Source organism: Bacillus sp. 95MFCvi2.1 (assembly GCF_000374965.1).
Taxonomy (GTDB): Bacteria; Bacillota; Bacilli; order Bacillales; family Bacillaceae_G; genus Bacillus_A; species Bacillus_A pseudomycoides.
Genome location: NZ_KB895699.1, coordinates 61,363 through 80,277, shown reverse-complemented (window position 1 = coordinate 80,277; position 18,915 = coordinate 61,363). Strand labels below are relative to the sequence as shown.

General features: G+C 37.4%; 17 protein-coding genes, 14 tRNA genes and 2 pseudogenes. 3 read left to right on the top strand and 30 right to left on the bottom strand.

Annotated features, from left to right (window positions below; translation table 11 throughout):
* Window positions 1-231: 231 nt before the first annotated feature.
* Entirely contained in the window at window positions 232-432 is a 201-nt protein-coding gene (locus tag C568_RS36450; RefSeq protein WP_139358590.1) for a TasA family protein, read from the top strand.
* 4 nt (window positions 433-436) lie between these two features.
* Here the strand turns inward: C568_RS36450 and C568_RS36280 are convergent.
* The 20 genes and pseudogenes from C568_RS36280 to C568_RS0115180 all read right to left on the bottom strand — a co-directional run bounded on the left by C568_RS36280 (window position 437) and on the right by C568_RS0115180 (window position 6,163).
* Window positions 437-827: pseudogene (locus C568_RS36280) on the bottom strand (GNAT family N-acetyltransferase).
* Window positions 828-1,047: 220 nt separating this feature from the next.
* Entirely contained in the window at window positions 1,048-1,992 is a 945-nt protein-coding gene (locus C568_RS0115270) for an L-lactate dehydrogenase (protein WP_003201481.1), read from the bottom strand.
* A gap of 466 nt (window positions 1,993-2,458) precedes the next feature.
* Window positions 2,459-2,902 (bottom strand): carboxymuconolactone decarboxylase family protein, encoded by a 444-nt coding sequence (locus C568_RS0115265; RefSeq protein WP_018782025.1) that lies wholly within the window; start codon window positions 2,900-2,902, stop codon window positions 2,459-2,461.
* Window positions 2,903-3,139: 237 nt separating this feature from the next.
* A complete protein-coding gene (locus tag C568_RS0115260) occupies window positions 3,140-4,012 on the bottom strand; it encodes an RNA polymerase sigma-70 factor (RefSeq protein ID WP_029427333.1) in 873 nt (290 codons plus the stop codon).
* A 152-nt stretch (window positions 4,013-4,164) separates the two neighbouring features.
* Window positions 4,165-4,296, bottom strand: a pseudogene (locus C568_RS34770) (RNA polymerase subunit sigma-70); the annotation flags it as partial.
* A gap of 98 nt (window positions 4,297-4,394) precedes the next feature.
* Window positions 4,395-4,466 (bottom strand) — tRNA-Glu (locus tag C568_RS0115250).
* A 6-nt stretch (window positions 4,467-4,472) separates the two neighbouring features.
* Window positions 4,473-4,563, bottom strand: a tRNA-Ser gene (locus C568_RS0115245).
* 8 nt (window positions 4,564-4,571) lie between these two features.
* Window positions 4,572-4,646: transfer RNA gene (locus C568_RS0115240), tRNA-Asn, on the bottom strand.
* 4 nt (window positions 4,647-4,650) lie between these two features.
* Window positions 4,651-4,727, bottom strand: a tRNA-Ile gene (locus tag C568_RS0115235).
* Between the two features lie 11 nt (window positions 4,728-4,738).
* Window positions 4,739-4,809, bottom strand: a tRNA-Gly gene (locus C568_RS0115230).
* Between the two features lie 12 nt (window positions 4,810-4,821).
* Window positions 4,822-4,897: transfer RNA gene (locus C568_RS0115225), tRNA-Lys, on the bottom strand.
* A gap of 10 nt (window positions 4,898-4,907) precedes the next feature.
* Window positions 4,908-4,983 (bottom strand) — tRNA-Thr (locus C568_RS0115220).
* 14 nt (window positions 4,984-4,997) lie between these two features.
* Window positions 4,998-5,073: transfer RNA gene (locus C568_RS0115215), tRNA-Phe, on the bottom strand.
* Window positions 5,074-5,084: 11 nt separating this feature from the next.
* Window positions 5,085-5,160: transfer RNA gene (locus tag C568_RS0115210), tRNA-Asp, on the bottom strand.
* Window positions 5,161-5,162: 2 nt separating this feature from the next.
* A tRNA-Met gene (locus C568_RS0115205) sits at window positions 5,163-5,239 on the bottom strand.
* Window positions 5,240-5,263: 24 nt separating this feature from the next.
* Window positions 5,264-5,339: transfer RNA gene (locus tag C568_RS0115200), tRNA-Val, on the bottom strand.
* Window positions 5,340-5,344: 5 nt separating this feature from the next.
* Window positions 5,345-5,419, bottom strand: a tRNA-Glu gene (locus tag C568_RS0115195).
* 23 nt (window positions 5,420-5,442) lie between these two features.
* Window positions 5,443-5,515 (bottom strand) — tRNA-Thr (locus C568_RS0115190).
* A gap of 4 nt (window positions 5,516-5,519) precedes the next feature.
* Window positions 5,520-5,594: transfer RNA gene (locus C568_RS0115185), tRNA-Asn, on the bottom strand.
* Between the two features lie 83 nt (window positions 5,595-5,677).
* The gene (locus C568_RS0115180) at window positions 5,678-6,163 is read right to left on the bottom strand and encodes a SprT family protein (RefSeq protein ID WP_018767122.1); all 486 of its coding nucleotides are present in this window, start codon (window positions 6,161-6,163) and stop codon (window positions 5,678-5,680) included.
* Between the two features lie 254 nt (window positions 6,164-6,417).
* Between C568_RS0115180 and cmpA the strand changes: the two genes are divergently transcribed.
* Window positions 6,418-6,534 (top strand): cortex morphogenetic protein CmpA, encoded by a 117-nt coding sequence (gene cmpA / locus C568_RS34285; protein ID WP_017154227.1) that lies wholly within the window; start codon window positions 6,418-6,420, stop codon window positions 6,532-6,534.
* Between the two features lie 109 nt (window positions 6,535-6,643).
* On the opposite strand, the gene C568_RS0115170 is transcribed toward cmpA, so the two are convergent.
* The 6 genes from C568_RS0115170 to acpS form a co-directional block, all read right to left on the bottom strand.
* Entirely contained in the window at window positions 6,644-8,812 is a 2,169-nt protein-coding gene (locus tag C568_RS0115170; RefSeq protein WP_018782023.1) for a Tex family protein, read from the bottom strand.
* A gap of 65 nt (window positions 8,813-8,877) precedes the next feature.
* Complete coding sequence (gene ndoA / locus C568_RS0115165) at window positions 8,878-9,228, bottom strand: type II toxin-antitoxin system endoribonuclease NdoA (protein WP_003194532.1); 351 nt, start codon at window positions 9,226-9,228, stop codon at window positions 8,878-8,880.
* Window positions 9,229-9,232: 4 nt separating this feature from the next.
* Entirely contained in the window at window positions 9,233-9,520 is a 288-nt protein-coding gene (locus C568_RS0115160) for an antitoxin EndoAI (RefSeq protein WP_000004571.1), read from the bottom strand.
* Between the two features lie 248 nt (window positions 9,521-9,768).
* On the bottom strand, window positions 9,769-10,938 hold the full coding sequence (gene alr, locus C568_RS0115155; RefSeq protein ID WP_018782022.1) for an alanine racemase: 1,170 nt from the start codon (window positions 10,936-10,938) through the stop codon (window positions 9,769-9,771).
* A gap of 266 nt (window positions 10,939-11,204) precedes the next feature.
* The gene (locus C568_RS0115150; RefSeq protein WP_029427332.1) at window positions 11,205-12,152 is read right to left on the bottom strand and encodes a LolA family protein; all 948 of its coding nucleotides are present in this window, start codon (window positions 12,150-12,152) and stop codon (window positions 11,205-11,207) included.
* 156 nt (window positions 12,153-12,308) lie between these two features.
* A complete protein-coding gene (gene acpS, locus C568_RS0115145; RefSeq protein ID WP_006093158.1) occupies window positions 12,309-12,668 on the bottom strand; it encodes a holo-ACP synthase in 360 nt (119 codons plus the stop codon).
* Window positions 12,669-12,760: 92 nt separating this feature from the next.
* Between acpS and C568_RS33040 the strand changes: the two genes are divergently transcribed.
* Window positions 12,761-13,321: a rhomboid family intramembrane serine protease gene (locus C568_RS33040; RefSeq protein ID WP_155895712.1), complete on the top strand. Its 561-nt coding sequence runs from the start codon at window positions 12,761-12,763 to the stop codon at window positions 13,319-13,321.
* Between the two features lie 3 nt (window positions 13,322-13,324).
* On the opposite strand, the gene uvsE is transcribed toward C568_RS33040, so the two are convergent.
* The 4 genes from uvsE to C568_RS0115120 form a co-directional block, all read right to left on the bottom strand.
* Window positions 13,325-14,287, bottom strand: coding sequence for a UV DNA damage repair endonuclease UvsE (gene uvsE, locus C568_RS0115135; protein WP_018782019.1), 963 nt, complete (start codon window positions 14,285-14,287; stop codon window positions 13,325-13,327).
* 89 nt (window positions 14,288-14,376) lie between these two features.
* Window positions 14,377-15,951, bottom strand: coding sequence for a DEAD/DEAH box helicase (locus tag C568_RS0115130; protein WP_018782018.1), 1,575 nt, complete (start codon window positions 15,949-15,951; stop codon window positions 14,377-14,379).
* Between the two features lie 305 nt (window positions 15,952-16,256).
* Window positions 16,257-17,633, bottom strand: coding sequence for a UDP-N-acetylmuramoyl-tripeptide--D-alanyl-D-alanine ligase (locus C568_RS0115125; RefSeq protein WP_018782017.1), 1,377 nt, complete (start codon window positions 17,631-17,633; stop codon window positions 16,257-16,259).
* Window positions 17,634-17,694: 61 nt separating this feature from the next.
* Window positions 17,695-18,780, bottom strand: coding sequence for a D-alanine--D-alanine ligase (locus C568_RS0115120; RefSeq protein WP_018767130.1), 1,086 nt, complete (start codon window positions 18,778-18,780; stop codon window positions 17,695-17,697).
* Between the last annotated feature and the right edge of the window lie 135 nt (window positions 18,781-18,915).

The following is an 18,915-nucleotide window of genomic DNA, read 5'->3' as shown; positions in this document are numbered from 1 at the left end:
TCTCACCAATTGGGATTTTACGGGCAGTTTATCTCCCACCTAACTTTTTTGTTTCCATTGAATTTTGAGGTGAGATTATTACTGTCCACGAATAACGGAGTAAAACATTTACTGGAAATCATGCTTTCTAACTATCCCCTCACTTAAATACTATATTTTATCTAATTGTTAGTAAGGCGATATATATTTCACTCTAAACATGGGGGCTTATTATAGCATAGCGCTTCTCCTATTTTAACAACCCTGAAACATCAAAATAACGCATTACAAGCTGGTATAGTATATTTATCTAATCCTACTGTTACCGTCAATATGAAAGATTTAAAGCCAGGTAATTCGTTCAAGAAGAACTTCAAAACTGAAAACAAAGAAAAGTACCGACTCTCGGTACTTTTCTTGTTTTTTCATTTCTTATTTACTTGTAAACCATAACTGTTTATAACGGAGTAAAACCTATCTTTTCATCAATCTCTTGAGCAAGGTTTGTGGAAAATACATTAAGACGTACTTCCTCATATCCATTTCTTTTCAACTCTTCAATCCCAGCCTGAACTAACTTTTTAGAAATCCCTTTACCTCGAAATTCAGATAAAACCAAATTCCCTTTCTGTAAAATAATCCGTATTTGTCCCTACTAATATCCATCCAGCTATTGAATCATTCTCTTTGTATACAAAATAATACGCCCCTTTTTCAATAAGACCTGTCATCATCTGTATCGCTTTTTCTCCGGAAATTGTTCCATGATTTTGAATACCTTCATTAGCAGATAATGCTACATTAGATAGTATGTATGTTGTTTCTTCAGCATTAGCTCTTTCTATCATAACTTTATTCCCCTCATTTCATGGATTTAATTTCCATATAAAAAAATAAAAGCACTCTATACAAAATAGGGTGCTTTTCCTATAAATGATCCTTTTCCAGCAAAAGGGGGTGTATATTTGGGGATATACAGGGAAACTGGAAAAGGAATTTATATAAAGTTATATAAAAATTCAGAAGCCGGAAGCAATTTCCCGCTTCTGAATTATTTATCAATTATCCTTATAGTACTGGTGCCATTGTTTCTTTTAATACTTTTACAGAGTGAGTAAATTTCGCTTTTTCTTCTTCATTTAACTCAAGCTCCACGATTTCACGTACACCTTCGCGGTTAATGACAGCTGGAACACCTACATAAGCATCTTTCTCGCCGTATTGACCTTCAAGGTATGCAGATACAGTTAGTACACTGTTCTCGTTGTTTAAGATCGCTTTAGTTACACGAAGTAGTGACATACCAATTCCGTAGTAAGTTGCACCTTTACGCTCGATGATGTGGTAAGCAGCATCGCGTACATTTGCAAAGATTTTATCTAAATCATCTTGGTTATACTGTTCGTTGTTCGCTAAGATTGTTTCTAGCTTTTGTACACCTACAGTAGCGTGGCTCCATACTGGAAGTTCAGTGTCACCGTGCTCACCAATGATATATGCATGAACGTTACGTGGATCTACATCTAAATAGTCACCTAACATGTAGCGGAAACGAGCAGAGTCTAAAGTTGTACCAGAACCGATTACGCGTTCTTTTGGTAATCCAGATTCTTTCCAAGTTACATAAGTTAAAATATCAACTGGGTTAGTTGCGATTAGGAAAATACCATCAAATCCGTTATCCATAATGCCGCGAACGATTTGCTTAAAGATTTTTGTATTTTTCTCAACTAAATCTAAACGAGTTTCACCTGGCTTTTGTGGTAATCCAGCAGTGATAACAACTAAATCTGCATCTTTGCAATCTGCATAACTACCGCTCCAAACTTTTGTTGGTGATGGAGAGAATGGTACCGCATGGCTTAAGTCCATTGCTTCCCCTTCCGCTTTAGCCTCATTTACATCCACAAGTACAAATTCTTCAGCTACACCTTGGTTAATCATTGAGTAAGCATAACTACAACCTACTGCACCTGTTCCTACTAATACTACACGATTGATACCTTTTTTCATGGTAAATTCCCCTCTCTATTGTTCACATTTATTTTTTTTATTATTGTTTAAGTAATTAATTAAAATACTAATTTAATGTTGTTTAACTTCTTTACATTCATATTGTAGCACGATTCATTGTGAATATATTCACAAATTATGACCTATTTGTGAACTTTCTCACACACAGTAGAAAGTTATGATATTAGGTGTGGAATCAATTTTAATGGAAGCCTTTTCTTTAGATTGTGAAAAGCTTATTTCCTTATATTTTATCGTTTACCTATTAAAAATTAGATCATACATAATTTGCAAAAGCTCTATATCCTTCCCATTACAATTTCTTTATACTCAAAAACGAAAAAGCTATCCTTTCAGCAGTATTTCCAGAAAGAATAACTTATTTTTTCGTTTTTGTAACCATCCTTTTTCTTAGTTTGTTGACAGTATGAGGGTGCCTCTACAAACTATTAGTAACATCTCCATCTTATCTTTTTTCCGGCATTAAACGGGTAGATACCCCAATTCGATTCCATGCATTAATAGTAACAATCTGCATAATGATTTCAGCAATTTGTTCTTCTTCAAAGAAATTTCTTACCTCTTCATATACCTCATCAGGAACGTGCGTTTCCGCTACTAGTGTAATTGCCTCTGTCAAAGCAAGCACAGCACGTTCTTCCTGCGTAAAAAATGGTGTCTCACGCCAAGCATTAAGAGTATAAATACGTTGCTCTGTTTCCCCTAGTTTTCGTGCATCTTTCGTATGAATATCAATGCAATACGCACATCCATTGATTTGAGAAGCCCGGATTTTAATTAGCTCTTTCAATATTTCATCAATACTTGTAGTCATCAAGTATTTTTCTAAGCCTACCATTGCCTTATAACCTTCCGGATTTACCTTTCCCATTAAAAATCTTGTTTCCATCTTATATTCCCTCCATAAAATTAGTTTGTACTTTGGTACCAGGATATTTAATAAGTCTTTCATGAATTATTTCAAATCACTATCTGCCGTAAAATATTTTCATTCATGACAGAAGCTCTAATAGAAAACATACAAGCATCCCTTTTATATCCTGTCACTTATAAGACAAATTAGCTTTTCAATTTGTGACAAAATAAAAAAGAGATCTAAAAAAAAGATCTCTTTTTCAATTACATGCTATAGAACTGGAATATGCTTTAGTTTATCAGGATTGACTACAATGTAAATTCTTCTAATGGATTCTCCGCTTTCATCCCACTCAAAGCATATGGCCTTCTCTGCACGGCCCTTATTCCTTGCTAAAATACCAAATTGACCATTTATGATAGTTGGGAGAAGCTCCAATTGGAAGAATCCTCGTGAAACAATAGACTCCAAAAATATCTGGATACGCTGTTTGCCCATAATCGGAAATATAGCAGCACGTACTTTACCGCCTCCGTCAGTGACAAGTGTTGCATCTACTGTCAGTAAATTAATAAATCCCTCAAAATTTCCTGTTTCTGAGCCTTTGATAAAGGTATGTATCATCTTTTCTGTATGCTCCAATTGTTGCGGATGTATGGGTACTTCATGCCTTATCTTCTCTTTACAACGACTAAAAATCTTTCGGCAATTTGCCTCTGATTTGTTTAAAAGCTCCGCTATTTCACGATACTCGTACTTAAACACTTCTCTTAAAACAAATATAGCTCTTTCAACAGGTGTTAACTTCTCTAACAGTACAAGGAATGCATAGGATACTCTTTCGGTTTGCAGTAGTGTTTCCATTGGATTTAATTTCTCCGTATCTATCTCTGGCTCAGGAAGCCATTCTCCTGTATACATTTCTCTCTGTTTCCGCGCAGACTGTAGTACATTCAAACAATGGTTTGTTGTCACCTTAATTAAATATGCTTTCATATTTCTAATTTGTTCTTGCTCCATATGCTGACTTTTAATGAGTATATCCTGTGCAACATCCTCTGCATCACTAACAGAGCCAAGCAGGCGGTATGCAACAGAGTAAACTAAGGGTTGATACGTTCGATACAAAGTTTCAAAATCCATACTATCACTCCATTCTATAGCGTGTTCCAATGTAAAAATATATGATTTATTATAATTCTTTCTGTTACGAAAGGAACGATTCTTCATTTTATATAAACTCTTATATATTGCTGACATGATAATATTGGTTAATTTTTATTCATTGGTATAGATAACAATGCTTTATAGATTGTATCTTGAACAATATCTTCCGCTTCCACTGCATTTACACCGATTTTAAGAAGATATCTATAAATATTCTTAGACGTTTGTATAATTATTTCTTCAACTTTTTCATATGCCATTTTAATAAAAAAAGCAGACTTTGATAAGTCTGCTTTTTCTTGAAGAAAATATCATTATAAACAAAAAGAGATAGCAGATTATGCTATCTCTTTAAGTATGACCCGTACGGGATTCGAACCCGTGTTACCGCCGTGAAAGGGCGGTGTCTTAACCACTTGACCAACGGGCCAGTTTCTGGCAGAGAAGAAGGGATTCGAACCCTCGCACCGCGTTAGCGATCTACTCCCTTAGCAGGGGAGCCCCTTGAGCCACTTGGGTACTTCTCTATATAATATGGCTCCGCAGGTAGGACTCGAACCTACGACCGATCGGTTAACAGCCGATAGCTCTACCACTGAGCTACTGCGGAATAATGGTGGGCCTAAATGGACTCGAACCATCGACCTCACGCTTATCAGGCGTGCGCTCTAACCAGCTGAGCTATAGGCCCCCAATGAAAAAAGCGGGTGAAGAGAATCGAACTCTCGACCAGAGCTTGGAAGGCTCTTGTTTTACCACTAAACTACACCCGCATGAAACTAAAATGGTGAGCCATGAAGGACTCGAACCTTCGACCCTCTGATTAAAAGTCAGATGCTCTACCAACTGAGCTAATGGCTCATTTTGAAAGTGGTGCCGGCTAGAGGACTTGAACCCCCAACCTACTGATTACAAGTCAGTTGCTCTACCAATTGAGCTAAGCCGGCTTGCTATTTCAAAATGGTGGCTCGGGACGGAATCGAACCGCCGACACGAGGATTTTCAGTCCTCTGCTCTACCGACTGAGCTACCGAGCCTTTATGTAAAATGGCGGTCCCGACCGGGGTCGAACCGGCGATCTCCTGCGTGACAGGCAGGCATGTTAACCACTACACCACGGGACCATTGGTTGCGGGGACAGGATTTGAACCTGCGACCTTCGGGTTATGAGCCCGACGAGCTACCGAACTGCTCCACCCCGCGACGATACTATTCATATGTTATATATGGTGGAGGATGACGGGATCGAACCGCCGACCCCCTGCTTGTAAGGCAGGTGCTCTCCCAGCTGAGCTAATCCTCCAAAAGTGGTGACCCGTACGGGATTCGAACCCGTGTTACCGCCGTGAAAGGGCGGTGTCTTAACCACTTGACCAACGGGCCAAAAAAATTTAAAACTGTTCCCAAGCTTCCAACCGGGCTTGAACCGGTGACCTCTTCCTTACCATGGAAGTGCTCTACCAGCTGAGCTATGGAAGCATAATGGCTCCGCAGGTAGGACTCGAACCTACGACCGATCGGTTAACAGCCGATAGCTCTACCACTGAGCTACTGCGGAATAAGAAAGACAAGTTATATCTTATAAAAGTTCATACTATAAGTCAAGTCGTTTATACAAATTCTTGTACAAACGTGACATGTTTATAATATACTGGATTGATTTTTAACTGTCAAGGTGTTTTTTATCTCTTTCAATCTACCTTTACACTTCCCGCAAACATATCTTTTTGTATTTATTTGACGCCTTCTTCTATATTGAAGAAAACATCTCATACATTCATACATATGAGTTTTAATCACCTTCTCTTCTTCGCTCATTCTCTTACAGAATCTAGGCGCACCAACCTTCTTCATTAACTGACGAAAATCTCGATCTCGATGTTGGTACCCTTTCCCCATAATATGCAAATGATAATGACACAACTCATGCTTAATAACGCCAATCAGTTCTTCTTCTCCATACACTTCATAATAACGATAGTTTAATTCTATATTATGACTTCGCAATAAATACCTCCCACCAGTTGTACGTAGTCGTTTATTGAACATTGCTTTATGTAAAAAAGCCCTACCGAAATATTGCAACGATATTTCTTCTACAAGTCTTTGAACTTCTTTTTCATTCATTTTCATTCCCCCAAAAACTAAAAATAAACTTACACTTTTCCTCTTTCTTATACATATATTAAATAGTACATATACCCATCCTCATTCAAAAGTGCAATTTCTATGAACTACCCTCTTCCTCATCTATCCATAGAACTTCGCTAACCAAACTCTTATAAGCAGTTCCCGAAATTGAGCTTTTTACTTACTTCGAATCTTATCTCAATGTATAGGGGGCTACTTGTTAGAGCCGGATTAAACAAGGAGGGATTCTTATGCCTACGTGGCTCCGAAAACAAATGCAACGTGCATATTTCGAAAAAAACCGGTATCAAATTAAGTTACTAAATGAATGCTGGTTTTATTATAGCAAAACACATCAAAATTCCTGATAAAGTGAACGTTATATCAGTGGGGGATGAAGGCTCCCCCACTAATTCAAATTTCACTAACATCCGTTCATAAAAAAAGAGCAGTGTCATACCTGCCCTCTTCCCATTATTATTCAATAGGTAACATTGCTAAGGCAACGCGCCCTTTTTTCATATCAACATCATCTACCCAGACCTTTACAATTTGCCCGACAGACACCACATCTAACGGATGCTTCACAAACTGTTTGCTAAGTTTAGAAATATGTACTAAACCATCTTGTTTCACACCAATATCGACAAACGCACCAAAGTCAACAACATTTCGAACCGTTCCTTCTAACTCCATGCCACGCTTTAAATCTTCTAATTTGAGAATTCCCTTTTTCAAAAGTGGTTTTGGTAATTCATCACGCAGATCTCGTTCCGGACTAATTAAAGCATCTATAATATCAATTAATGTCGGCTCACCGATATTTATCTCTTGAGATAATTTAGAGAGCTCTACTCCTTCTAAACACTTTTGTAAGTGCGGTTGTCCTACATCATCAATCGATAATCCTAAACTCTTTAATAGTAACTCAACATTTTTATACTGCTCTGGATGAATACTTGTTCTATCAAGTGGATTTTTACCTTCTAGTATGCGTAAGAAACCAATGCATTGCTCATACGTTTTGGCGCCTAAACGTGGTATTCCCTTCAACTCTGTACGCTTTGTAAATTTCCCATCTTCTTCACGTTTTTTTACAATATTTTTCGCAACTGTTTTTGATAATCCGGAAACGTACTGCAATAGCGCTACAGAAGCTGTATTCACATTCACTCCTACTTGGTTAACGGCTGTTTCCACGACAAATGTTAATGATTCATTTAATCTCTTTTGCGATACATCATGTTGATATTGCCCTACCCCAACTGATTTCGGATCAATTTTCACAAGTTCGGCAAGCGGATCTTGCAGACGTCTTCCAATCGAAATGGCACTTCTTTCCTCAACTTGCAAATCCGGAAATTCTTCACGAGCCAAATCAGAAGCTGAATATACACTAGCACCAGCTTCATTGACAATAATATAAAATACATCTTGCGGTACTACCTGTAAGACATCTACTATAAACTCTTCCGTTTCCCTAGAAGCTGTACCATTTCCAATCGCAATCATCTGAACCTGATATTTTTCTAGAATAGAAACAACTTTTGCTTTTGCATCTTCATATTTTCGAACAGGCGGATGCGGATAAATAACATCAATATGCAGAACTTTCCCTGTATCATCTACTACTGCTAACTTACATCCTGTTCGATACGCAGGATCTACCGCTAATACCACTTTCCCTTTCATAGGTGGCTGTAATAACAAATTACGTAAGTTCTCAGAGAAAATATGAATCGCTTGTTCTTCTGCTTTTTCAGTTAATTCTTTTCGAATTTCCCTTTCAATTGATGGCTGAATTAATCTCTTATATCCGTCTTCAATCGCTAATTGTACATAATCTGCACTTTCAGAAGAAACATCATGAATTACTTTTTTATGTAAAAAACGAACAATCTCTTCTATTGGCGGGACAACAGAAGCTTTTAGGACCTCTTCTTTTTCACCACGGTTCATAGCTAATACACGATGAGGTACAATCTTTTGCAGTGGCTCTTCATAACCGTAATACATCTCATATATATTTTTTTCATCTTTTTCTTCATCTTTTACAGAGGACGCAATCATTCCTTTTTTAAAGGTAACATTTCGAATCCAGCTGCGGTACGCCGCATTATCCGATATAAGTTCTGCAATAATATCTTGTGCACCTTGAAGTGCTTCTTGAGCGGATTGTACTTCTTTCTCGGCATTAACAAATTCCTTTGCCTTACCTGTCGGATCTTCTTTTGTAAATAGAAGTAACCATTCAGCTAGTGGCTCTAGCCCCTTATCCTTCGCGATTGTTGCTTTTGTTCTTCTTTTTTCTTTATAAGGACGGTACAAATCTTCTACTTCTTGTAACTTTGTTGCAGATAAAATATGATGGTGCAGATCTTCTGTTAATTTTCCCTTTTCATTAATCAGACGAAGAACCTCTTCTTTTCGATCTTCAAGTTGCATCATATATTGCCATCTTTCTAAGATTGCACGGATTTGCACTTCATCTAAAGAACCTGTCCATTCCTTTCGGTAACGAGCAATAAATGGAACTGTATTACCTTCTTCTGTTAATTGAATAACATGACGAACTTGCTTTTCTGTAAAGCCTAATTCTTTCACTAACATTTTCATTAACGCTTGTCGATTATCTACCATTCCCATATACAACCGAAACCTCCTCTAATAAAAAAAGTTGCCCCTAAAAGAGAGCAACTTAAACTGCCGATTTAAAAATCTATTAGTCCTAAACTAATTTGTAAAGCTTCGTCTACACGACTCATCATCATCTCATCTAAATGAGTGATTTTGTCCGTTAAGCGTTGCTTATCGATTGTTCGAATCTGCTCGAGCAAGATAACAGAATCTCTCTCAAATCCGTACTTTTTTGCATCGATTTCCACATGTGTGGGCAATTTTGCTTTCTGAATCTGTGCAGTAATAGCCGCTACAATCACAGTCGGACTAAAACGATTTCCGATGTCATTTTGAATGACAAGAACCGGACGAACGCCTCCTTGCTCAGAACCAACAACTGGGGAAAGGTCTGCAAAATACACGTCGCCGCGTTTTACAATCAAAATATTACCCCCCGCTAACTAAGCGTTCTACTGTATGAGCTGCTTCATACTCTGCTAAGAAAGCTTCAGATGCAATACCAAGATTAATTTTTCCCATTTCAATGTACCCACGTCGCATTGATTCATGTTGGTAGCGTTTCTTCGTCTTATGTTGACGCAATAACAGTTGTGTTGCCTGGCAAATTAGTTCATGGCGATTCTTATTCTCTTGTTTTCCAATTCCGTCCAATTCCGTTACCACTTGCTTTGGCAACCGAACCACGATTTCAGTAGTTACACTTGATTCGGACACAAAAATACACCTCCACCGTCAACTACACACCCAAATATATATGACACCTATTGTAATAATACCATTGTATGGAGCCTGTTGCAAAGACTTCCTTATTCCTTGTTTATGTTTTCCAATTAACAAATAAAACATTCACTCTCATTTACTTTTTATCTCTTTTTAACAAGAAGTGAAGGGAAATTTCCACGAACGGGAGCCCCCATCATCATTGATAACTAGCAAGTAGGAACTATCACAAAGATGTTTGCTTATATATCATTTAAATAGTTTATTACTTTTACCACTTCCCCATGTCGTATGAATACACGTGGAACACGAAAACTAATTGTCGCGATAATCTCATAATTAATGGTATTTGAATACTCAGCAACCTCAGTTGCACTAATGTACTCATCACCTTGCTGTCCAATCAGGGTAACCTTTGTTCCAAGTGGTACTTCACAGGGAAGATGCAACATACATTGATCCATTGTAATCCGACCTACAATAGGAACTCTTTTCCCCTGAACGAGCACTTCAAATCCCTGTAGTCGTCTAAGCCAACCATCTGCATATCCAATCGGTACTGTCGCAATCCACTCTTCTGTCTTCGTCCGATATGTGACATTATAGCTAATCCTATCACCTTTAATGACTCGTTTAATATGTGCGACTGTTGTATGAAGTGAAAGAGCAGGTTCTAATTTAATTGGTAAATAAGGGCGTATTTCTACAGAAGGTGATAACCCATACATTGCAATTCCAATTCGAACTGCATTAAATGTAATTCCATCAAATCGCATAGTAGCTGCACTATTTGCCGTATGAATAAATGTTGGATTCACCCCGAATGCTTTCAACCAACTAAGTTGCTCTAAAAAAGTGTTATACTGCTTATCAAAGTAAGATGTCTCCACTTCATCTGCTGTTGCAAAATGCGTATATACCCCTTCCAACTCCAAAAAGGGGGCATCTTCTAAGCTTCGTAAGAACTCTTTTAGCTCTTTACGTTCACGAATCCCAATTCTACCCATACCACTATCGAAGTTAATATGAAACTTCATCGGGAACGGGCTATCCCAAATTTCTACTGCTTCTTCAACCCATTCCTTTTGAAAAACAGTTAGTGCTACATCATTCTCAGCAGCTACATTCACATCACGTGGCGGTGAAGGACCTATTACTAAAATTGGTGCAGTAATCCCAGCGCGCCTAAGTACTAGTGCCTCATCTAAAAAAGCAACTGCTAATCTTGTTGCTCCTGCTTCTAATGCTGTTCTTGCTACTAGAACATAGTCATGTCCATATGCGTTCGCTTTCACTACAGCAAAAATCTCGACACTTTCCGGAATGATTTCTTTAATGTGCGTTACATTATTGTAAATTGCATCCAAATTTACTTCTACCCACGTATCACGGTAAAACGATGATTTTTCCATGAAAAACACTTCCTTATATACGATATGCGAAGCTCATTCTTTTATATTCGTCTTTTTATGAAATCCATTCCTCAAGACAAGAAAAAACGTGGTGCATATACATCACCACGCCTTAAAAGTTTATCCCGCTATTCACGGGCATTAAAACCCCACCCTCAAGATTTAGAGAAAAACAAAGAAAATAGATGGGGAGTAACTGCCCGTAAAAGCCTGATTTGTGATGACTTTCCATCAATTTGGAATCCCCCACTGATGGAATTTCCACTTTATTTCACCTGCTTTTCTGCAACAGAACGAGCTACCATTAACAGCTCATCTGGTTTTAAATCTTTAGACACGAGCATATATTCCACTCCGTTATGCGACCATGTTAATGAGTCTTTCGCTAGAGCACCAATTGTAAAACCAAGATCGACTAACTCTCCACTTACACTTATTGACGCTGAAGCTTCAGCAACCTTCGCTTTTTCTTGTATCAATGTAAAGGATTTCTTATTTCCAGTGTATGTGAGTATCGCACGCTTACCACTGTCTGTCTTTAACTCTTTTTCTTCATTTAAAACCATCCCTTGCGGAGTATCACGTGGATATAAAATAGCAAATGGCTTATCTTCTTTCGCTGTTGTTTGCACATCCACTTGCGCCCTGGACATATTTTGTTTCGTATCAAATGCCCCCTTATCAAACTTTGTATCAAACTTCACTTTTGAAAAATCTACTTTCACAAGAACATTTTGATCATTATCCATCAATTTCACCGAAACAGGCGCTAAATCACTTTTATTAAATTTAATCTCTTGCTTCGGCAGCATATTTTGATGGTGGTAATTCGTTTTTGTTTTAAACACATAATATTTATCCGTTTTCTCAAATGAAAGATTCTTATCATTTAAAATATCTCTTACAAGTGACTCATACAAATAAGCTTGGCTGCTATTTTGCGGCCAGTCGCTTTGAAATCGAAAACTTTTATTAAGAGCTGGTGTTAATACAAAAACACCCTCATTATTTCGTAAAATAATTTGGCTTTGATCCTTTTTCGTGTTTTTTAAATTCACACGATAATAAGAAGGTTCTTTGTGCCAAACTTCCACGTTATACTCTTGTGGTTCATTCCCCGTTTTAATAGATAACTTTGCTTCAGCTTGATAACTCTTCATACTCTTAACCTTCGCTTCTAAATCTCGCACGATGTCTTCCTGTTTCTTTTCCATACAACCCGCTAACACGAAAACGGTCAATAAACCGACAATAACTAAAAATAGCCGCCTTTTCATCATTTCAGCCCCTTTGCCCCTATAAATGAATGGAAGATATTTCTTCCTTATCGCTAAATCAAATATATGAGACAAAGATGTAAAATATGCAGACTAGCGTGACGAGCTTTCTAAAACAACCTGTGCCACTGCAAATTCTCTACTATGACTGATTGATAGATGAACGATGTGCTCTGTATTTGCAATAAGAACTGGCTTACCTCTATCATCATTTTTTATTTTAATATCCAAAAAACTCACTTCTTTTCCAATACCTGTTCCAAGAGCTTTAGAATACGCTTCTTTCGCTGCAAATCTTCCCGCTACAAATTCTACAAGACGATTCCCTTTTAATTTAGAAGCAACACTACGTTCCTCCTCAGTTAAAATACGCTCCATAAATTTAAGCTTTCCATCTAGCATTTTTTCAATTCGATTTAGTTCGATAATATCAATTCCGATCCCTATAATCATTTCAAAATTCCCCTTCTTCTATTTGTCTTCCTTCATTCATATTGTAAGAATAACAGAGAATCTTTCTGATGCAAAAGGAGTGAAAATATAAAATGCCAATACCCTATATGCGAACCACCTTACAACCCGTCATTCTCTCTTTACTTTTCTTGCAACTAATCATGATGATAATAGGAGATCTTTTCTTCCCTACTTTAGCTGCTTACAATGAATATATTTCTAAGGGAGAATGGTGGCGATTTATAACTTCTCTATTTATACATGTAGACTTTCAGCACTTTCTTTCCAATAGCATTTGTCTATTTCTTCTCGGTCAATCTATCGAAAAACAACTAGGGAGTATTCGATTCCCTATTTTATTTTTTACTGCTGGCATTAGCGGCAATATTTTCTCTTATATTATTTTGCCCATCGGGTATGTTCATGCCGGCGCATCCGGTGGAATTTTCGGATTACTCGGTGCACAGCTTTTTCTTTTATATAGTCGCTATCGGTCTTCTCAACCAAAAGAGTTAATTTTCTTTTCTTTAATTATATTACTATTACTTCTTTTCACATTCTTCAATCCGTCCGCTAATCCTATTAGCCATTTAACCGGACTACTAATTGGTGGTATTTGCACTCCATTTTTAGCAAAAAAAACGATGGTGTAGAGCTTATTTAATATAAAAGCTCCCACCATCAATCATTTCCACCTCTGATTTTGTACCAAGATCTCGTATTAATCGAAATAAAGATTCATCCTTCTTTTTCGCTTCAATCATACAATCAATTTGCGAAACGCTACCTTTGATTTTCTGTAAAAAGGATAGAAATGTATCTGCATCAATAAAGTCTGCGTGTGCTCGAGGATCATTGCCTTCTCTCGGGCTGGAAATATGCATTTTGATTGGTAATAAAGATGTTTTCCAAGTATTTACTACACGGTCCCAATCTTCATACCAATCTTCTTCATCGTTATTCATCATATGATGATGCAGGTCAAACACGACTGGAACTGCCAATTTTTCACCTAAATATAGTGTTTCTTTTAATGAAAAGGTCGTATCATCATTTTCCAACATAATCATTTCTTGAATACTTGCAGGAACATTTGACCAATTTTCAATGAAACGTTCTAACGCAAGTTCTTTATCATCATATCCACCACCAACATGTAACACAGAGCGATGACTCCGCTGTATGCCCATTCCTTTCAATAATTTCTGATGCATTTGAAGCGTCTTTATTGATTTTTTCAAAATATTTTCTTGCGGTGAATTTAACACAACAAAGTGATCAGGATGAAAATCGATCCTCATCTTCATCCGATGCGCATACTCACCCACTTCTTTTAATTTCTCTTTTAAAGGACGAATGTAATTCCAATCCAACAATTCTTCATGGTTTGCTAGAGGAATTAACTTTGAACTAAACCGAAAAAATGCTATATCATGTCCCTTATTATGCTTTAATAACCGTAAACAATTTTCCAAATTAGAATTAGCAATTCTTTCAAGTTTATGAATCGCCGCCTCTCGATCTTTAATACGTTGAAATTGTGCATATGTCATCGTTTGAGATGGAGATGCATTGTTCAAGTGTACACTCATCGCTACATAACCAAGTCTTACAAGCATAAAGTCCCTCTTTTCTATACAACTTATTTGTAGTATGCACAATTACACAAATAAAAAAGAGGCTGACCTTTTGGTCAGCCTCTTTTTTATTAAGCTTGTGGCTTACGACTATGATGTTTTCTTTCGCCGCGTCCATTTGAAGATCCTGGGCGCCCCTGACCTTCACCTTTACGACCACGGTTACGGTTACCATCACGGTTACCATCACGATTACCGTCACGATTGCGACCATCACGGTTGCGATCGCGATTACGACCATCTCCACCGCGTCCATCGCGACTACGGTTACGGTTACCATCACGGTATCCATTTCCGTTACCACCGCGCTTTTTAGAACCTCTTGAAACAACTGGTGGCTCTGATGTTAAAGCAATCGGTGTTGTATCTGGCTCTTTTGTCATCATTTTTAAAGCAGCTGCTACAACAGTTACAGAATCATTTTCTTCTAACATTTCTTCTGCAATACGTTTGTAGTATGATAAGTTATCACTTTCAATTGTGCTTTGAAGTTTTTCTGCGATTAAACGTTGTTGACCTTCTAATGCTTCGTCAAGTGTCGGTGCATTCATACGGTCTATTTTACGTTTTGTTGTATGTTCGATATTTTTTAATTGTCCTGATTCACGTGGCGTTACAAATAGCATTGCAATACCTTTTTTACCAGCACGGCCAGTACGACCAATACGGTGAACATATGATTCTGGATCTTGTGGAATATCGAAGTTATATACGTGTGTTACACCTGAAATATCAAGACCACGCGCCGCAACGTCTGTTGCAACAAGAACTTCAATAGAACCTTCTTTAAATTTACGCAATACAGACATACGTTTCGCTTGTGTTAAATCACCATGAATACCTTCTGCTGCATAACCGCGTAAGTTTAAAGCTTCTGATAACTCATCCACACGACGCTTTGTGCGACCAAATACAATCGCAAGCTCTGGAGATTGAATATCTAATAAACGTGTTAACACGTCAAACTTTTTCTTTTCTTGCACTTCTAAATAGAACTGCTGAATGTTTGGCATTGTTACTTCTTTTGCTTTTACTTTAATGTGTTGAGGCTCAGTCATGAAACGCTCAGCAATACGACGGATTGGGTCTGGCATTGTTGCTGAGAATAATAATGTTTGATGTGTTTCTGGCACATCTGTTAAAATTGCTTCAATATCTTCAATGAAGCCCATGTTTAACATTTCATCTGCTTCGTCAAGAACAACAGTTTCTACGTTTTGTAGACGAAGTGTTTTACGGTTAATATGATCTAAAATACGACCCGGCGTACCAACAATAATGTGTGGGTGTTTTTTTAGAGCACGAATTTGGCGGTTAATATCTTGGCCACCATAGATTGGTAAAATACGAACGCGTTTATGTTTACCAATTTTGTAAAGCTCTTCTCCAACTTGGATTGCTAATTCACGCGTTGGCGCGATAACAATACCTTGAACTGATTCTTTATGTGTATCCACTTTATCTAATAGTGGTAATCCAAATGCTGCTGTTTTCCCTGTACCTGTTTGTGCTTGCCCAATAATGTCTTTACCTTGCAATGCATGTGGAATTGTTTCAGCTTGAATTGGCGTAGCCTCTTCAAAGCCCATACTTTCAACAGATTGCAGTAAAGAATCACTTAATCCTAATTCTCGAAATGTTGTCAATGTTACTTCTCCTTTTCTATCCTATACTTATCATTTAAAAAAAGGCGTTTTCCGAATTTGCGGAAAAGCCCTTTTCCTGAATGCTCACGTATATAAACGGGCGTATATTCTTCGCGAAAATACTTCTAAACGTTATTACACTTTATCAATTATAAGTTTTGTATGTGCAAAAAGCAAACCCAACTGTTACCTTATTTCATATAAAGAGCTTTTTTCTTCACTTTTATTTTTTTATTTTTTACTGTAAGCGCTTATTAGCAGTTTCCACTATTTTTGTATCTATCATCCCTATTTACACGCACCAATTATTTCAACATCGTAATAACTTCTTCCAACTTCATTCCGCGAGATGCTTTCACTAATACAACGTCTTTCACATCAACGATTGCTTGTAAATTTTTCACAAGCTCTTCTTTATTGTCATATACTTTTACACGTTCATTAGGGAAGTTAATTTTTGCTCCTTCAGCAATTTGCGCCCCAAGTCTACCGTACGTAAATACATAGGAGATTCGTGCAGGGTCAATTAACTTACCAACTTCATAATGAAATTGCACCTCTTGGTCTCCAAGCTCTAGCATATCACCAAGAACAACAATTTTTTTAGAAAATCCGTCTAAACCATTCATTAAATGAAAGGCAGCTTCCATAGCTGTTGGACTTGCATTATATGCGTCATTAATAATTGTTAACCCATTTTCTGTTTTCACAATTTCCATTCGCATACCTGTCATTTGAAGTGTTACTAAACCTTGCTTCATTTCTTCCCACGTTACACCGAAGTATTTCGCAATCGCCATTGATGCAAGTGTATTATACACATTATGCTTCCCAAGAACTGGAAGATAGAACACGATATTCTCATCCTGATTCATCTTAAAGTACGTTCCTGTCGCCTGCAACGTTACAGATGTTGGATAATAATTATTCGCCCTTGCATCACCAAATGTAATTGTCTCCGCAGCTAGGTTCATGCTCGGAACACGATTTGTTAAAAGCGGTTCATCACCATTGTATACAAATACTCCACCATCCTGTAATCCTGTAACAATTTCAAGTTTCGCCTCAGCAATCGCATCGCGAGATCCTAAATCCATCAAATGTGCTTCCCCAATATTTGTAATGATTGCAGCGTTCGGGCGAGCTAACTTAGATAAAAATTCAATTTCACCTCGACTCGACATTCCCATCTCCAATACAGCCATTTCTGTATTTTCTTCTAGGCTTAAAATAGTAAGCGGCAAACCGATATGGTTATTAAAGTTCCCCTCTGTTTTTTGAACCTTAAATTTGGTTGCAAGGAGGCTTGTCACAATATCTTTCGTAGACGTTTTACCGTTACTTCCTGTTACACCTATAACTTTTACATCTAACTGATCACGATAGCTTTTTGCTAATGTTTGCAGCGCTTCTAATGTATCTTCTACAAAAATCACTGGTATATTCACAGGAGGATTTTGCACATTTTTTTTCCAAAGCGTAGCTACAGCGCCATTTTCAATTGCTTTTTCTACAAAAGAATGACCATCAAAGCGATCACCCTGAATCGGAATGTATAAGTTTCCTGTTGTAATTTTTCTTGTATCAATAGATACACCTTGTACAGTTTCATTAACGTATTTTTCCGCTAAACCTGCACCCATTACCATTTGCTCTACTTGTTTTAACGTTCGTTTCATCATACATACCACTCCTTACATAGAAGAAACACTATTCTCTTGAATAGTGCTTCCCCCTTTTTTGTTAGATTGTATATTTAATTTTTTGCTTTTCTTCGTGACGCTCAATTGCCAAACGAATCAATTCTTCAATTAACTTCGGATATGGCAAATCCGTGTGTTGCCATAGCAGCGGGAACATACTAAATGGCGTAAATCCTGGCATTGTATTTACTTCATTAATATATACTTCCCCATCTTTCGTTAAGAAGAAATCCGCTCTTGTTAATCCAGCACCATCTAAAGATTGGAATGCACGAATTGCATCTCTTTGAATCGCCTTTGACTCTTCTTCTGTAACTTCAGCTGGAATAATTAATGCCGTATCGCCATCAATGTATTTTGATTTATAATCATAAAACTCTTTCTTCGGTACAATCTCACCGATAACAGAACATTTTGGCTCATCATTACCTAAAACGCCAACTTCCACTTCACGACCTACAATATTTTCTTCTACGATAATTTTGCGGTCAAATTGGAACGCTTCTTCAAATGCTTTTTCTAATTCTTCACGATCTTTACATTTATTGATACCAACACTTGACCCAAGGTTCGCTGGTTTGACAAAGCATGGGTAGCCTAATACTTCTTCTACCTTTTCATAAGCTGCTTGGCAATTTTTCTCCCATACACTGCGAATGAAAGATGCATACTTCGCTTGTTTCAATCCAGCTTCAGCAAAGATATTTTTCATAACAACTTTATCCATACCAGCAGCTGATGCTAATACACCGTTACCAACGTATGGAATATTCATTAACTCTAATAACCCTTGTACTGTTCCATCTTCACCATTCGGTCCATGTAACAGCGGGAAAATAACATCAATTGCCTCTTCTTGCTTAGAAGAAGAAGGTATAATTTCTGTACTTAATGATACTGGAGAAATTGCATTTTCCTCTCCATTCATTTGCAATGCTTGCACGCTCGTTACTTCACCTTCAATGCGTTCACCACGCATCCATTGGCCTTGCTCTGTAATATAAATTGGATGAATCTCGAATTTTTCTTGATTTAATGCTTTAATAGCAGCAAGAGCTGTTTGTAATGAAACTTGATGCTCTGCTGATTTCCCACCATATAATAAACCTAATTTAATTTTCGTCAATGAAATCACCCTAACCAATTGTTTTCATTTTTCTATTTTAGCACTTTTTATAAAAATAGGCAGTTCCTATTTGAAATAAAGTAAAACTTTTCTCAATAGGAGTCTTACCGCCTTCGAATAGCGCGATAAAATGAA

Coding starts and splice junctions, on each gene's coding strand:
- C568_RS0115270 (WP_003201481.1), bottom strand. CDS start 1,992: ATGAAAAAAGGTATCAATCGTGTAGTATTAGTAGGAACAGGTGCAGTA.
- C568_RS0115265 (WP_018782025.1), bottom strand. CDS start 2,902: ATGGAAACAAGATTTTTAATGGGAAAGGTAAATCCGGAAGGTTATAAG.
- C568_RS0115260 (WP_029427333.1), bottom strand. CDS start 4,012: ATGGATTTTGAAACTTTGTATCGAACGTATCAACCCTTAGTTTACTCT.
- C568_RS0115180 (WP_018767122.1), bottom strand. CDS start 6,163: ATGAATGAAAAAGAAGTTCAAAGACTTGTAGAAGAAATATCGTTGCAA.
- cmpA (WP_017154227.1), top strand. CDS start 6,418: ATGCCTACGTGGCTCCGAAAACAAATGCAACGTGCATATTTCGAAAAA.
- C568_RS0115170 (WP_018782023.1), bottom strand. CDS start 8,812: ATGGGAATGGTAGATAATCGACAAGCGTTAATGAAAATGTTAGTGAAA.
- alr (WP_018782022.1), bottom strand. CDS start 10,938: ATGGAAAAATCATCGTTTTACCGTGATACGTGGGTAGAAGTAAATTTG.
- C568_RS0115150 (WP_029427332.1), bottom strand. CDS start 12,152: ATGGAAAAGAAACAGGAAGACATCGTGCGAGATTTAGAAGCGAAGGTT.
- acpS (WP_006093158.1), bottom strand. CDS start 12,668: ATGATTATAGGGATCGGAATTGATATTATCGAACTAAATCGAATTGAA.
- C568_RS33040 (WP_155895712.1), top strand. CDS start 12,761: ATGCCAATACCCTATATGCGAACCACCTTACAACCCGTCATTCTCTCT.
- uvsE (WP_018782019.1), bottom strand. CDS start 14,287: ATGCTTGTAAGACTTGGTTATGTAGCGATGAGTGTACACTTGAACAAT.
- C568_RS0115125 (WP_018782017.1), bottom strand. CDS start 17,633: ATGATGAAACGAACGTTAAAACAAGTAGAGCAAATGGTAATGGGTGCA.